This window comes from Thiogranum longum (genome assembly GCF_004339085.1).
GTDB lineage: Bacteria > Pseudomonadota > Gammaproteobacteria > DSM-19610 > DSM-19610 > Thiogranum > Thiogranum longum.
In genome coordinates this window covers 2,313,066-2,327,252 of the sequence record NZ_SMFX01000001.1, presented here as the reverse complement: position 1 = coordinate 2,327,252, position 14,187 = coordinate 2,313,066, and the positions used below count along the sequence as shown (strand labels likewise).

Here is a 14,187-nt window from a genome sequence, read left to right as displayed (position 1 = left end):
ACGGTATTCAGGTGACCCCGCGCTCCGGCTTTTCCTGAGCAAGTTTTGCAATCAGTTCCGGTAATGCGAGTTGCAGCTGGGTGCGAATGTCTTCACCAGGCTTTTCGCTGCTCTGTTCGGTTGCGCTGTGAATCAGTTTGATGACTTCTTCCTTGAGCACCTCTTCAATTTTCCAGCAGACCAGTTTTCGCAGATCCTCGGTCAGGTCGTTGACCAGTTCGCGGATATTATCGGTTTCCAGTAGCTGTTCCACTCCCTGGCCGAAAGCCATTGCCCCGGACAAGTTTGTGCATGCCGAATTTATGTTCCGGGACAGCAAAAAATGGGCAGATAATGGCACGGGCCGGGGTTGGGCTCGCTGGGTCGGCAGCCAGCAGAAACCGTATGGCGAGGATGCAGGTTTCAGCCAGGAGTGTATTTCCTGCCATACCCCGGTCAAGGGTAGTAACTGGGTATTTACCACGCCAGCCCTGTTCCCCACGGTGTTCAAATAGCCGGTTAGCGGGAGATATGTACCCCCGGGCTTCTGTCTGCGTCGATTAAGGTAATGAGATTCAGTAGATTACGGAAGACAGAGGTACAAACCATACAAATGCCAGGATAGCCCATGACCGGGAGACTCTTTAACGGTATGGACATATGTCCAATATTGTTTGAGGACGCCAGCATATTTTCCCGTAAAGACCATGACTTTTAACTGATAAGAACGACCAGTGAGAGTACAATAACGTTACCGGTATTCATCCATACAGCAGCACCCAAAATTATCAGAGTATGGTTCAGGTTCTGTTATGTCATCGACAAAGAAGTGCAAGCTATTCAAGCCGCGTACGCCGGGGGGGTGGTTGCGTCTGTTCATCAATGTTCTGATTGCTGCTGCACTTGTCCAGCAGACAGCGGTGTTCGGCTCTTCAATTCTCAACCGCTTGCAATCGGGGGGCAGTCGAGACATCAGCGTTTCAACGTCGGAAATTGAACCATCAACCGGTTCCGGGCAAGCTGCGCGCAGCTACGCCAGTCAGGATATCGCGGACCTGCACATGTTCGGCCAGGCGAACGAAAATACTTCTGAAACCACAGAACCCGTAGTTGCGCCTGAGACGAAACTTGACCTGACGTTGAGAGGTATATTCTCCGGCGATAATGTCGATCACAGTTTTGCGATTATCCAGAATAACCGGGACAAGAAGGAACGCTATTTCACCATACAACAAAAAGTGTTTGAGCTCGCTACCCTGAAAGAAATTTACGACGACAGGATTATTTTGTTGATCAATGGGCAGTACGAAACACTTAAATTGCCAAAAGACTCGCTGTCGAGAGAACATTTCTATGACAGTGCCGAGATCCAGGCCGAGAAGAAACGCATTGTCACTAATTACCGCGACCGTTTTCTGGCCGGGGACGGCATGGACCTGATTAAACTGTTCGGCTTCGAAGAAGCCTTTAAGGGAGGCAGCTTCATTGGGTTCAGGGTCAAGGCGCTGGGAGAAGAGGGTCGGGAAATGATGGCGACGCTCGGTATTGAAGATGGTGACCTGATTACAGTACTTAATGGCATGCGTTTCTCGGACGGGCTTGAGGGCATCGAGGAAATCAAAAAACTGAAAACAGCCACCTCGGCGGATGTCATCATTGACCGTAATGGCAACGAGATTCCTTTCCACTTCGAATTTGAGACGGCTTTTGCTGATCCCGGCGCGGAAGAAGCAGTGAGTGGGCCTGTATATGGTAAGGCAGGCGATGTATCACAAGCTTCCGGCAATCCACAGCCATTGACCGAAGCAAATGATAATGCTCTGGTTACCAGTCCGGGTTTTGTCACACCCTCTTCAGCGGGAAGCAGGCTGGTGGAGAAAGGTGGCGACAAGGGCAGTTCCACACCTGTTTCTGCGGTAGTCTCGCCAGTCAGTATCGATGATGAAGATTTGGGTGTTGACTGGGATGAGTCGCAACAGGCTGAAGAGTACCGGGCAAAACAACGTGAGCGGACAACCGGGGTCAGCCAGTCAGTAGAGTTTGACCACTAGGCTGGCAGGTTTCCAATCAGAATTCTCTGACATGATAATGAGCTATCGTTGCAAGATCATGCAGCGGTGCGGGTATGAGGAAAGATCATTGAAAAGCAGTAAAACAGTACAAATTTACACCCTCGTCATTCTTTTTTTGCTGGCAGCCTGTACAGATCAGCAAGAAGTGTCAACACCAGGAGGGCAAGAGGGTGACGGTGACAGGGCTCAGGTCGAAGACAACCCGTTTATCGCGGCATCAAAGGGTGATACTGGCTCGGTCAGGCAAGCCATTGAGGGTGGTGCAAGCCCCGATGTAACAGACAATAATGGCCGGACATTGTTGATGCTGGCAGCCGAGAAAGGACGCACCGGTACCGTACGTTACCTGATTGAAGCAGGTGCTGATGTCAATGCGCTATCACCGGAAAAGGCTACCCCGTTAATGTACGGGGCTGCCAACGGGTACACCGATGTTGCTATCACTTTGCTGGAAAACGGAGCTGACCTGGAGACAAGTGGCCCTGCTAACTATACGGCATTGGCATATGCCATAGATGGCTGGCACCCGGAGACAATACGTGAGCTCATCCGGCGTGGTGCAAATGTCAACGTGCTGTTTCAGAAGATTCACACACCTTTATCACATGCTGCTGAGAGAGGAGATCAGGCGATTGTTGAACTTCTCTTGCAGAACGGTGCGACTAAAGAACCGGTTATAGGTGAGGGAGACGAGGCAGCCCGGCAGCCGCTTGTGGATGCGGCAGCCGCGGGTCAAAACGCTATAGTTGAAATTCTGCTGGACGCCGGTGCGAACATTGATGTTATTGATTTTCAGAACAAGAGCCCACTGATAGCGGCTTTGCTGGAGGAGCAGCCGCAGACGGCGCAATTACTTCTTGAGCGCGGCGCCAACCCCGGAAACGATTCCTTCGTCGGTTTCACACCATTAATGGTGGCAGCACGCAAAGGGTACGCAGATATTGTTGACACATTGATTTCCAGGGGTGTCGACGTCAACGTATCGGAACCTGGAAACGGGTATACCGCGGTCTCAATAGCTGCCCAGGAAGGCAATGTTGCCCTGATGGAAAAACTGGTCGCTGCAGGCGCGGGCCTGGATCTTTCCGGCGAGCAGGGCAGTAGCTCTTTACTGTATGCCTGTAGCAAGGATCATGTTGATATCGTAAGAAGGGTGCTGGAGTATGGTGCTGATATCAATGCTGCAGACACTGTTAAGCGTAATTGCCTGCACTATGCAATAGAGAATGGAGCCAGCGAAGTCATCAGGATTGTTGTTGATCAGGGTATTGATCTCAATGCCAGAAATGCCTTCATGTCAACTCCTTTGAACCGTGCGCTACAACTCGGTAAAACAGACATTGCCAGGCAGCTCATTGATGGTGGAGCTGATGTCAATATTCCGGAAAAACGAAATAAAACAGCCCTCATGTATGCTGCTGCGCTTGAAGATACCGGATTGGTCAGGATGCTTGTTCAGCAGAAAGCTGAAGTTAACGCGACGACTGACACTGGCCTCACTGCGCTAATGCTGGCCGCCAATGCAAAGCGTACTGACAACGTCCGCCTGCTGCTGAAAAACGGTGCTGATATAAATGCAATAGACAAAAAAGGTAAAACCGCGCTGCACTTCGCGGCACGAAAGGGGGCGTCAGACGTTATTGATGTGCTGTTAAAACAGGGTGTTGATGTCAATAAGGCAGATTTGAGTGGCGTAACTCCAATATTGGAAGCCGCTGTGTTGGGTGATATCGAAGTCGCAGAAAAATTACTTGCCGCCGGTGCCGATATCAATGCGAAGAACAAGAAAGGCGCCGGTATCGTAATCATTGCGCTTAACAGCCTGAAGCCGGAAATGGTTATGTTTGCGATTGGAGAGGGTGCAGATTTCAAGACACCCGACAGTCGTGGTATCAGCCCGCTCGTATATGCCCTGCGAAATAATCAGTATGAGGTTGTCAGGCATGCTCTCGGCAATACCGATGTCAATATGCTGGTTGGAGAGCGTGCTGGTACTACCATGTTGATGGAAGCGCTGCGTCTTGGTCATCCAAAGATCGTGAAACTTCTGCTGGATCGTAACCCTGATCTGGATATCATCAACAAGGCAGGAAGTGGACCCATGTTTTATGCTGCAGGCAGTGCTAATCCCGTAATTATTGACTTGCTGCTTGCCAGGGGTGTTGAAGTAGACAGTTTGAACAAACAGGGAGAGACGCCCCTGTTTGTTGGCACCAGAATCGGATCGGCCGCTATTGTCCAGAAACTCATGGCCAGTGGCGCGGATATCAATCACAGGAATAACCACGGAGTTACACCGTTGATGCTTGCGGTAAACAAGGAGAATTCAGATATAACCCGTATGCTGCTGATTGCAGGCGCTGATACGGAGCTGAAGGACAATGAAGGAGATACTGTAAATGATTACGCGCTTCCGCGCAGAAACCAGATGATCAACCTGATGCTCAAGAAGGCAGAAAATCTTCGCGCTGGTGAGACTCCTGAGGGTACCGAAAAACAGACGGAAACAGACCTGTGACATCGGTTGTCCTGAATAATGTAACGCTTGCGAGAGCTGTGGAGGCCTATAGAGACGGGCGGCTGGATGATGCGCAGCAGTTATTTCTGGATGTGCTCCAGCTCGAGCCCGGGAATCCCGATGCGCTTTATTTCATGAGCATGATAGATCAGCAGGCAGGTCGCCTGGAAGTAGCAGAACATCGTGCCAAAGAATTGCTGGGACAGAAGCCTGAAGATGGAAAAGCACTCAACCTTCTTGGCACGATACAAATGAGTCGTGTTCTGCTTGACGATGCCAGTGAAACCTTTGCAAGAGGCGTGCGTGTCGATGTTTCTAACCCGATACTGCGTGTTAATGCCGCCATATGCCAGATGGCGCTGGTTAATCCACAAGGCGCTGTTGCGCTGTGCAGGGAAGCACTTGCTATTCAGCCCGGTTATGCAAATGCATACAATATCATGGGGACAGCGCAACTGGCCCAGGGCGAGCCGGAAGATGCAGCAGAAAGTTTCAGAAAGGCTTTTGAGTTAAAGCCGGATTTTCAGGATGCGCTATTTAATTACGGGAAGGCGTTGCTTGATCTTCGAAAGTATGGCGAAGCCCTGGACTGCTTTAACAGTGTTCTGGACAAGGAATGTTCGCATGTTCATGCGCTGACGCGCAGAGCCGATATTCTGGCTGCTCGTGGAGATTACCAGGGTGCTGAAGCGGGTTATTCTACTGCGCTTGAGAATAACTCCCGCTTTACACCGGCGTACATCGGTATGGGAAAATTACACCAGTCTATGGACAGGCAGGAAACTGCTCTGGGATTTTTCAAGAGGGCTATAGAGCTTGATAGCGCTAATGTCGAAGCACTGATGTTGGCAGGTGATGCCTTCCGGAAACTGAACCAGCTCGAAGCATCTGCCGCAGCGTTCCGGGATGTGCTGGACATTGATCCGGATAACTTCCAGGCACAATTTCACCTTGCAGCAGTTAATGGCAATACGCCACCGGCAAAACCCGACAATGACTACGTTCAGCGGTTGTTCGACGAATTTGCTGATAATTTCGACAGCGCACTCGGAAAGGTAGATTACAATGCACCGGAACAACTGCGAGAACTTGCAGAAGTGTATCTGGATTCCGGCCTGTCTGGCGGGCTGGATATTCTTGACCTTGGATGTGGCACCGGGCTGAGCGGCATTAGTTTCAAAAGCCTGTCGGGCAGGCTCAAGGGTGTTGATATTTCGCAACGCATGATTGACAAGGCGCGAAAACGTGGCATTTATGACGAGCTGGAAAATAATGAGCTACTGACCAGCCTGGTCCGGCACCAGAATGACACGGACCTCGCGATTTGTGCCGACACCTTTCCCTATATCGGCGATCTGGAATCATATTTTCTGGCAGTCTTCAGTGCGCTGCGAGCTAATGGCCTGTTTCTTTTCAGTGTGGAAACACATCAGGGTGAGGATGACTATAAGCTGAACGCTACTGCCCGATACGCGCATTCCGGCCGATATGTGCGGGAACTTGCCAGAAGGCGCGGTTTTGAATTTCTGGGCTGCAATCAATCCTCATACAGGAAAGAAGCGGGACATCCTGTCGAGTCCCTGATTGTTGCACTGCGGAAGACAGCCTAGCAGGGCAGTGCATACCTAGAGGTAGCGTTCCTTGAAGGTGTGCAGCAGACCAATGGAAAACAAATGCATGTATAATAGCTCCATGGTGTCGCTTTTCATCAGGTCCAGTAACACATCATCATCCAGATCCCAAATGCGCTGTCGCTCCACTACAGCATATCCATCGAAATCAACCTTGCCAGCGATCTCACTGTCAGGTGCTCGCAGAGGCACCAGCAAATCCAGTTCTTGCATGCGTTTGCAGAACTGGCTCGTGCGGTCAATATGTGTCTGGAATTTCCGGCAGAAGTCTTTTACCTCGGTCAGCATGGGACCGTCATCGATTGTGCCGAACAGAGGTACTCCTCGACCGCGCTTGTTCAGGCCGGCGTAGTCATTGTCAATGCCGATGTAAAACCCGCCATCATCATTACGCATCAGGATGAAAGGATACCTTCGCACGTAGCAGGGAACATACTCGCCAAGCCATCGGGCCTTTTCATCGAGAAATTCATTCCGGCCATTTTGAAGGCCAAGCATCGCCACAGGGTAGATCTCATCCGAGCTGACGGAAAATACAATCGGATATTCTTTTGCAACACGCATAAACTCCATGCAAAAGACGTAGACGGTATTAATGTTCCTTGTATAGTTAAAATTATCCAGCCGTTCAATGTACAAGTGGCCATGGTCTTCGCGTGTAAGCGGAACAATATTTTTATAAAGTTGGTATTGATGTTTGTCGGTGGACATTATGAATTACCCGGGCGGTTGAAACCATTTTCTTATGGCGGGATCTATAAAGATCATTTACCTGACAATCTTGTCAAAATTATACACAAAGTATGTTTGTTTTACCTCCCTGGAACGGTAATTTGATATACTTGCGATGCGTACATTCAGAGGTGGTGTGAGATGTCTGCCATGAGAATAATAAAACATTTGTTACCGGTTCTGCTTGTGTTAGGCCTCACTGGAAATACTCGGGCCGGGGAAACGCAGGAAAGGGTGACTCACACCCGAACCAGCAGTGAAGGTCTGTACGAAGTCACTATAGAAAGCCGTCAAAACCCGTTGCAGCTGGGACGGATGCACGCCTGGACAGCTACAATCAGAACACCCGAAGGTGCGCCGGTGACAGGGGCCCGGATCAAGGTGGGCGGAGGTATGCCGATTCATAACCATGGATTCCCAACCGAGCCGGAAGTGACCCGGGAACTGGAGGCTGGTGTGTACCTTATCGAGGGCGTCAAGTTCAGTATGCGAGGACCCTGGGTTATCTTTCTGGATATTACAGCGGGTGATCAATCCGACAGTGTGGCCTTCGATATTGACATGTAGCCCTGTAGGAACAAACGCGGTTCCGGTTCCAGTATGCCAACATATATCAAATTCATAATAGTTCTGTTACTGCTGGCTGGCACAAGTGCCGGCGGCTGGTACTGGGTCGAAAGTCAAAAGTACCCGAAGCCACCCTGGACAGAGCAGGAGAAGGGGGCGATCGCATCTCTCTGGATCGGGAGTCTTCCTGAGCTGTCCCCGGATCCTGGTAACACCGTGGCCGGGAATCCCGTGGCGGCGCGATTTGGACACCAACTGTTTTTTGACGAACGTTTCAGTGGAAACGGTGAGGTGGCATGCGCCACTTGCCACATACCGTCGAAATATTTCACCGATGGCCTGCCGGTTGCTGTCGGTATGGGTGTGGGTGGACGCAATGTCCCGACGGTTGTAGGTACCGCGTATCATCCGTTTCTGTTCTGGGACGGACACGTTGACAGTCAATGGGCGCAAGCGCTGGGCCCCATGGAAAGTCCGGTTGAACATGGTGGGTCTCGTTTACAGTATGCGCACCTGATTGCTGCTGACGACAGTTACCGACATCAGTACGAGGTCCTGTTCGGTAAATTTCCGGATCTTTCCGACCAGAACCGGTTTCCGGCGCAAGGTGCACCTGTCAGCAACCCGTCTGATCCGGCGATTGCCAAAGCCTGGAAAGGCATGAGCGAAGTGGACAAAAAGACAATTGGCCAGATCTATTCCAACCTTGGAAAGGTGATTGCGGCCTATGAGCGTCTTTTGCTACCAGCCGCTGCACGATTTGACCACTATGCAGAGGCCCTTCAGCACAACAACAGCGCTGGCCTCAAGTTGCTGTCACCCGATGAAGTTGAAGGTTTGCGTTTGTTTATTGGCGAGGCGCGTTGTATTGAATGCCACAACGGCCCGCTATTTTCCAATGATGGATTTCATAATATAGGGAGCCCGGTCGAGAAGGGAAAACCTTATGATTGGGGACGCTCAATCGGTGTGCAAAAGGTACTCAGAAGTGAGTTTAATTGCCTGGGGGAATATAGCGATGCACAGCCAGAAGATTGCTCCGAACTCAGGTTTATAAAACGAGTGGGTGATGACCTTGCCGGCAGCTTCAAGGTCCCGGGTTTACGCAATGTGACGCAAACTGCACCTTACATGCACAATGGACAGCTTGCTGATCTGGATGCTGTAATGGATCATTATAACAAGGCGCCTGTGCCGCCATTCGGTCATAGCATGCTGGTTAAACTGGATCTTGCCCCCCGGCAGCTGAAGCAACTAACAGCTTTCCTGCACACACTTGACAGTGCCGTCAATGCCGATGTCTTCTGGTTAAATCCACCGGAGTCCGGTCAGCCGTATAACAGTCATCAGGATTCTAAAAGGTGAGAACTGTGAAACTGAAATTTCGAGATGTTTTACAACACAACAGACTACCCGGGCATACTCTTTCCGCCATGCTGTTTTCTTCACTACTTGTCTACAGTGCCGGTTCGTATGCTGACGGCGGTGATGGTAGTAAGCTGACCGCGCCGTTGAAAGATGGTGTCCCTTATGTATTCGTCGTTCATAAAGGGCGCTCGATCAAGGTAGAGCGCGATATAGACCAGTCATTCCAGGCCAGGCCGAATATGCGGGGTACGCTAAGACATAATGCCGAAGCCTGCCCCCCTTTCTGCCTGCAACCCATGCAGCTGGATATGCCGGTCAGGACAGTTGGTGAAGTTGAAGTCATAGATTTTATGCAGACCAGGATGCGCGACAAAAAAGGCGTTCTGGTAGATGTTCGCGGTGAAAGAGAATACCGCTACGCAACGATCCCGGGGTCGATTCACCTTTTTATCGGAAAATTCAAGAAAGATGCAGATGATCCTGAGTTTGTCGCTTTGCTGAAATCACTTGGTGCAACTCCACGCGGTGATGTTGACTGGATTACTCGCCAACTCGAAGCGCTCGCGGTAAAGGATGTCAGCCTGTTGTCAAAAGACTGGGACTTTTCCAACGCCATGGATCTGATTGTGTGGTCCAACGGTCCTCTGGACAGTATCTCGGTCGATGCCATCCATGCGTTGGTTGAAGCAGGCTATCCAGCACAGAAAATTGGATGGTATCGTGGTGGTATGCCGGCCTGGCAGTTTTGGGGCTTTAATACTGTCAAGTCACTCAAACGCCGACGCTGATCCTGAAACGCATCCGCCCCGACCAGACGATCTTCAGGCATAAAAAAAAGGCCGGGATGAACCCGGCCTTAATCAACTCATCAAACGTAAATGAGTCAGGTTGCTGAATGCTGGCTTAGAAACCAGTCAGGTAACTCAGTGACTTGCCGCCGTGCGGATCGGAAGAATTTACTTCCACACCACCGTCGCCGGCACCACACTGTTCGAGGTAATTGCCGCCATTGTCACAAAGCCAGACTGTGCCGCCGTTATCCATGGTTTCGGATTTGGTGTACACACCGTCATAGCCGAAGAAGGTCGTGAAGACATCTACGCCTGCCTGACGATCAGCATGGTTGTAACGGTTCGGACCACCAGCGGTGCTGCCAATGGCTGATGTCGGACGTGGGCCGCGAGTTGTCCAGTACATGCGCGTACCAAATGCCGAGCGGTCGATAACATCAGCTTGCACATTGGTGCGTCCTGTCTTGGCTTCCAGGTCAATTTCGTTGACCAGAGTGCCTCTACCACCACGGCCAAACCAGTCTTTGGACTTGACCACCTGGATGGTGTCATCGATTCGCATAACCTGCCAGGCGAATGAGTTGGTGATACCGGCAAACTGCATACCGTGTGCGTCACCACCGTACACAGCCTGACTGTCATCGGTATTCAGCGCGATACGATCAACCGGGCCATTGCGACGACCGGCGCGGCTGTACTTCCAGATAGAAATTTCTTCCGGGTCGCCCTGCTTGTTAAAGCCATGAGTAATCCAGAGGTGTTTGCCATCGGGATGATTAACCAGGCCACAACCGGCAGCCATGACATCATTATAGGCATCAAGGATGGTGGGGTTGGTCGGGTCACTGACGTCAAGAACAATAACACCACCGGTGTTAGTGCTGGTCTGGGCAGCGATATAGATTAACTGACCATCAGAACTGTACTGTGAACAGATGTTGTTCGGGTTGCCGTCTGCGTCAGTTGCGACCATATCGTCATATGCAGCCTGAATCTTGGCTTTTAGCGAGGGGCGTGAATCCAGTGCTGACGACAGCTGGAAATCACCGGTCTTGAAGATGCCGATGCGGGTGTAGGTGTCAGTTTCCATGTCGGCGTCGAAGAGGGCCAGGTCACCGTTGAAAATAGAAGCACACTGGATCTGGGTATTTTGCGGGTTGCCGCCACAAGCGTGCATGCTGTTACCCTTGACCGGTGCACCGAGGCCTTCTTCGGTATAGGCATTGGCCGTTGAAGCTTCCAGATCTGCAATCTTGGTTGGGGCGCCAGTGCCGCCATTAGTGGCCCAGACTTCACCAAATCCATCGAGGTAAGACATGATGGTACGGCTGCTCGGGTCGAGCCCGGAGTGATTGGAGAAGCCGAGGATGTGCATGCGTACACTGCTGTGGGTACCGCCATCAGAAGAACCAACATTGCCGGTTAGGGTTACTTTGGCTTCCTGGGCGTCGATACTCGGGTCGTTCAGGTCGGACTGATCAAAGATGTGCATGATCCCGCCGATCTGGTCGGCTGCCCAGAACTCACCGAGGTTGGTGGCTGATGCAGTGCCGGTGGCGGCAAGGCCAACTGCAGTAGCAACAGCACTGAGTTTAATATTCGCTTTGTTCATTACAATAAGACTCCTAAATAGGTCCCATCCCTTGGGTATTCATGAATTTATATTTGTGTCATGTTTGTACATTACTTTGAATAATCGCTTGCGACAGTTTGCCGCAGGGCAACTACATAGAGCACATTGCTTGCCAACTAAATAATTGTTATTAATTTCATGGAGGTAAGATGCATAAAACCCTGAACAGGCGATTTGGGCAATGAGTCGTGGATATGTGTAAGAAAAACCGATATCAATTAATTTACAGTTGTAAAGAAAGCGTTAATATCTTTTAATATCAATTATATAAATAATTTATAATATAATGTAATAATTATTTATTATTGGCGATGCTGTCAGCAGATTGATTTTGAAACTCCAAAATCAATGAAAAACCTATGATAAGCAGTTAGTTAAGAATATGTTAAGAAATCCGGCCAATGTATTCAGGAGTTGTCAGTTATGACATGACAATATGTCTCTGTGCTGACATAAGGTTTAGCTTTGGTTGGGATTTTACATTTACCCCATGGCCGGTATTTCATTAGCTATGGTATACCGCCAGGCGCTTTCGGGAATGTTACGTACCGAATGGTATTTTGGTGGCACGGTACAAGCGGTATTCAGGTGACCCCGCGCTCCGGCTTTTCCTGAGCAAGTTTTGCAATCAGTTCCGGTAATGCGAGTTGCAGCTGGGTGCGAATGTCTTCACCAAGCTTTTCGCTGCTCTGTTCGGTTGCGCTGTGAATCAGTTTGATGACTTCTTCCTTGAGCACCTCTTCAATTTTCCAGCAGACCAGTTTTCGCAGATCCTCGGTCAGGTCGTTGACCAGCTCGCGGATATTATCGGTTTCCAGTAGCTGTTCCACCAGGTCATAGTCGGTCAGGTCCGGTCCTGCAGGGGCTGACCGGGTGGCAGGACTTTGCGGTTCTACAGGATGTTCCAGTATCGGTACGCCTTCATCATCGAGTCTCGGCAATTGTTCTTCCATCAGGATTTAATCTCGTGTGTGCGTAATGGGTAACCACGTGCCTTGTAAAAACTGTAACGGCTGCGACCTTGCTGTCGAACGGTATTGTCTGCGTTGATCAGTTCGGCAACACGTTCAAAGCGGCTGAAAAAAAGTGGTACGTCCGCCGCCAGGTTGATCATCACCTGGCTGGCCTCCGGTTCGGTATCGTGACTGAGCAATACAGACGGTTTTGTATCGCCGGCATCCTGCGTAGTGCTGTGGGGTACAAAGCTGTTCTGCTGAAAGGTCCATAACAGAGTATCGAGTTCCTGTGTCTGTTCGGGAGATTCCGTGTGTATGTACACACGGTGCCCGAGCCGGTAGGCCTTGTCGGCCAGCCGGCAGGCAAACTGCAAGCGCGAACGCGCTGCACTGTCACCCAGGACGTAAAAATCAACCTGCGTCATGGAGCCGGTCCATCAGGAACTGCGTGAGCAGTGGTACCGGACGTCCGGTAGCACCCTTGTCCTTGCCGGATTTCCAGGCTACACCGGCAATATCCAGGTGTGCCCAGCGATAGTCTTTGGTGTAACGGGCCAGGAAGCAGGCAGCGGTGATACTGCCGGCATCACGGCCGCCAATGTTGCCCATGTCAGCGAAATTGCTGGATAGCTGTTCGTCGTACTCGTCCCACAGCGGCATTTGCCAGGCCCGGTCACCGGTGGTTTGTCCGGCAGACAGGAGCTTGTCGGCAAGCGGCTGGTCGTTACTGAACAGGCCTGTTGCGTGTTTGCCCAGTGCAATGACGCAGGCGCCGGTCAGGGTGGCTACGTCGATGACTACATCGGGATTGAATTTTTCTGCGTAGGTGAGTGCGTCGCAGAGGATCAAACGGCCTTCGGCATCGGTATTCAACACCTCGATGGTCTGTCCGCTCATGCTGGTGACGATATCTCCCGGCTTGGTGGCCAGGCCGTCGGGCATGTTCTCGGTGGAAGGTACGATACCCACCAGGTTGATCGGCAGCGCCATTTCCACCACGGCGGCAACAGTGCCGAAAACACTGGCGGCGCCACACATATCAAACTTCATTTCATCCATCGCCGCACCCGGTTTGAGGGAGATGCCGCCGGAATCAAAGGTGACGCCCTTACCGACCAGTACGGTGGGCTTGTCGCCTTTTTTCCCACCGTTGTATTGCATCACAATCAGCCTGGCCGGCTCACGACTGCCGCGCGATACTGACAGCAGCGCGCCCATGCCGAGTTTTTCCATGTCTTTTTCTTCCAGCACCTGTACCTTGAGAGAGGGGAAGTCATTTTTAAGTGACAGGGCCTGGTCGGCAAGGTCAGACGGAGTGCAGTAGTTGCCCGGGCGGTTGCCCAGCGTGCGGGCCAGGTTCATGCCGTGTGCCACAGCGGCACCTGCCTGGATACCTTCCCGGATAGTGTCCAGTTCCTCGCCATCGGCACTGACCACGCTGAGCCGGCGCAGCGGACGTTTGGGCGGTTTGGGGTCACTCTTGAGCTCATCAAACCGGTAAACGGCGTCTTCGCTGGCGGCGGCCAGTTGCTGCGCCTTCCAGCAGCTGTCGCGGTCTTTTACTTCGATTTCGGTCAACCAGCTGGCGGCGTCGGTGGCACCGCTGCGCTGAACGGCGCAGGCAGCTGCCGAGGCAATCTTGTTGAAGGCCTGCGGAGACAGTATTTTATCCTTGCCACAACCCACAACGAGGATACGTTTTGCCTTGACCCGGCCGGCCGGGTTGTGAATCAGTGTGGTAGCACCACAGCCGGTATCAATATCACCCTGTCTGATCAAGGTACTGATCTGTCCTCTGCTGGCCTTGTCGAGCCGGGTGGCCGCTGCAGAAAGCCGGCGTGGCGATGATACGGCGACAACTACACAGCTGCTTGCCAGTTTGTCGGCGTCACCGGTTTTGGCGTTGAAGTCCATGAACTGCTCCCTCGGTTGGAATTTCG

Annotated in this window: 13 protein-coding genes; 7 read left to right on the top strand and 6 right to left on the bottom strand. The window is 51.5% G+C overall.

The window, feature by feature from the left end:
* Positions 1 to 7 precede the first annotated feature (7 nt).
* Entirely contained in the window at positions 8 to 271 is a 264-nt protein-coding gene (locus DFR30_RS14465; RefSeq protein ID WP_207891886.1) for a hypothetical protein, read from the bottom strand.
* 16 nt (positions 272 to 287) lie between these two features.
* On the opposite strand from DFR30_RS14465, the gene DFR30_RS14460 reads away from it, so the two are divergent.
* The 4 genes from DFR30_RS14460 (at position 288) to DFR30_RS11350 (ending at position 6,179) form a co-directional block, all read left to right on the top strand.
* Complete coding sequence (locus tag DFR30_RS14460) at positions 288 to 494, top strand: cytochrome P460 family protein (protein WP_207891885.1); 207 nt, start codon at positions 288 to 290, stop codon at positions 492 to 494.
* Between the two features lie 297 nt (positions 495 to 791).
* Complete coding sequence (locus DFR30_RS11360; RefSeq protein ID WP_132973324.1) at positions 792 to 2,030, top strand: type II secretion system protein N; 1,239 nt, start codon at positions 792 to 794, stop codon at positions 2,028 to 2,030.
* Between the two features lie 166 nt (positions 2,031 to 2,196).
* Positions 2,197 to 4,569 carry an ankyrin repeat domain-containing protein gene (locus tag DFR30_RS11355; RefSeq protein WP_207891884.1) on the top strand — a complete coding sequence of 791 codons (2,373 nt, stop codon included), beginning with the start codon at positions 2,197 to 2,199 and terminating at the stop codon, positions 4,567 to 4,569.
* Positions 4,566 to 6,179, top strand: a complete 1,614-nt coding sequence (locus DFR30_RS11350; protein ID WP_132973320.1) for a tetratricopeptide repeat protein — start codon at positions 4,566 to 4,568, stop codon at positions 6,177 to 6,179. Before DFR30_RS11355 ends, DFR30_RS11350 begins: the two co-directional genes overlap by 4 nt.
* Positions 6,180 to 6,194: 15 nt before the next feature.
* Here the strand turns inward: DFR30_RS11350 and DFR30_RS11345 are convergent, their stop codons facing one another.
* Positions 6,195 to 6,911 carry a SapC family protein gene (locus DFR30_RS11345; protein ID WP_132973318.1) on the bottom strand — a complete coding sequence of 239 codons (717 nt, stop codon included), beginning with the start codon at positions 6,909 to 6,911 and terminating at the stop codon, positions 6,195 to 6,197.
* 255 nt (positions 6,912 to 7,166) lie between these two features.
* Here DFR30_RS11345 and DFR30_RS11340 point away from each other — a divergent pair, with 255 nt between their 5' ends.
* Genes DFR30_RS11340 through DFR30_RS11330 form a run of 3 tightly spaced genes read left to right on the top strand, consistent with a single transcriptional unit; the run spans position 7,167 to position 9,655 of the window.
* The gene (locus DFR30_RS11340; RefSeq protein ID WP_207891883.1) at positions 7,167 to 7,499 is read left to right on the top strand and encodes a FixH family protein; all 333 of its coding nucleotides are present in this window, start codon (positions 7,167 to 7,169) and stop codon (positions 7,497 to 7,499) included.
* Positions 7,500 to 7,532: 33 nt separating this feature from the next.
* Positions 7,533 to 8,864 (top strand): cytochrome-c peroxidase, encoded by a 1,332-nt coding sequence (locus DFR30_RS11335; protein ID WP_132973314.1) that lies wholly within the window; start codon positions 7,533 to 7,535, stop codon positions 8,862 to 8,864.
* A gap of 5 nt (positions 8,865 to 8,869) precedes the next feature.
* On the top strand, positions 8,870 to 9,655 hold the full coding sequence (locus DFR30_RS11330; RefSeq protein WP_132973312.1) for a rhodanese-like domain-containing protein: 786 nt from the start codon (positions 8,870 to 8,872) through the stop codon (positions 9,653 to 9,655).
* 115 nt (positions 9,656 to 9,770) lie between these two features.
* On the opposite strand, the gene DFR30_RS11325 is transcribed toward DFR30_RS11330, so the two are convergent.
* The 4 genes from DFR30_RS11325 to DFR30_RS11310 all read right to left on the bottom strand — a co-directional run bounded on the left by DFR30_RS11325 (position 9,771) and on the right by DFR30_RS11310 (position 14,161).
* Positions 9,771 to 11,270: a hypothetical protein gene (locus DFR30_RS11325; protein WP_132973310.1), complete on the bottom strand. Its 1,500-nt coding sequence runs from the start codon at positions 11,268 to 11,270 to the stop codon at positions 9,771 to 9,773.
* 605 nt (positions 11,271 to 11,875) lie between these two features.
* Positions 11,876 to 12,244, bottom strand: coding sequence for a hypothetical protein (locus DFR30_RS11320; protein WP_132973308.1), 369 nt, complete (start codon positions 12,242 to 12,244; stop codon positions 11,876 to 11,878).
* Complete coding sequence (locus tag DFR30_RS11315; protein ID WP_132973306.1) at positions 12,244 to 12,672, bottom strand: DNA polymerase III subunit chi; 429 nt, start codon at positions 12,670 to 12,672, stop codon at positions 12,244 to 12,246. Before DFR30_RS11315 ends, DFR30_RS11320 begins: the two co-directional genes overlap by 1 nt.
* Positions 12,659 to 14,161, bottom strand: coding sequence for a leucyl aminopeptidase (locus DFR30_RS11310; RefSeq protein ID WP_132973304.1), 1,503 nt, complete (start codon positions 14,159 to 14,161; stop codon positions 12,659 to 12,661). Before DFR30_RS11310 ends, DFR30_RS11315 begins: the two co-directional genes overlap by 14 nt.
* Positions 14,162 to 14,187 lie beyond the last annotated feature (26 nt).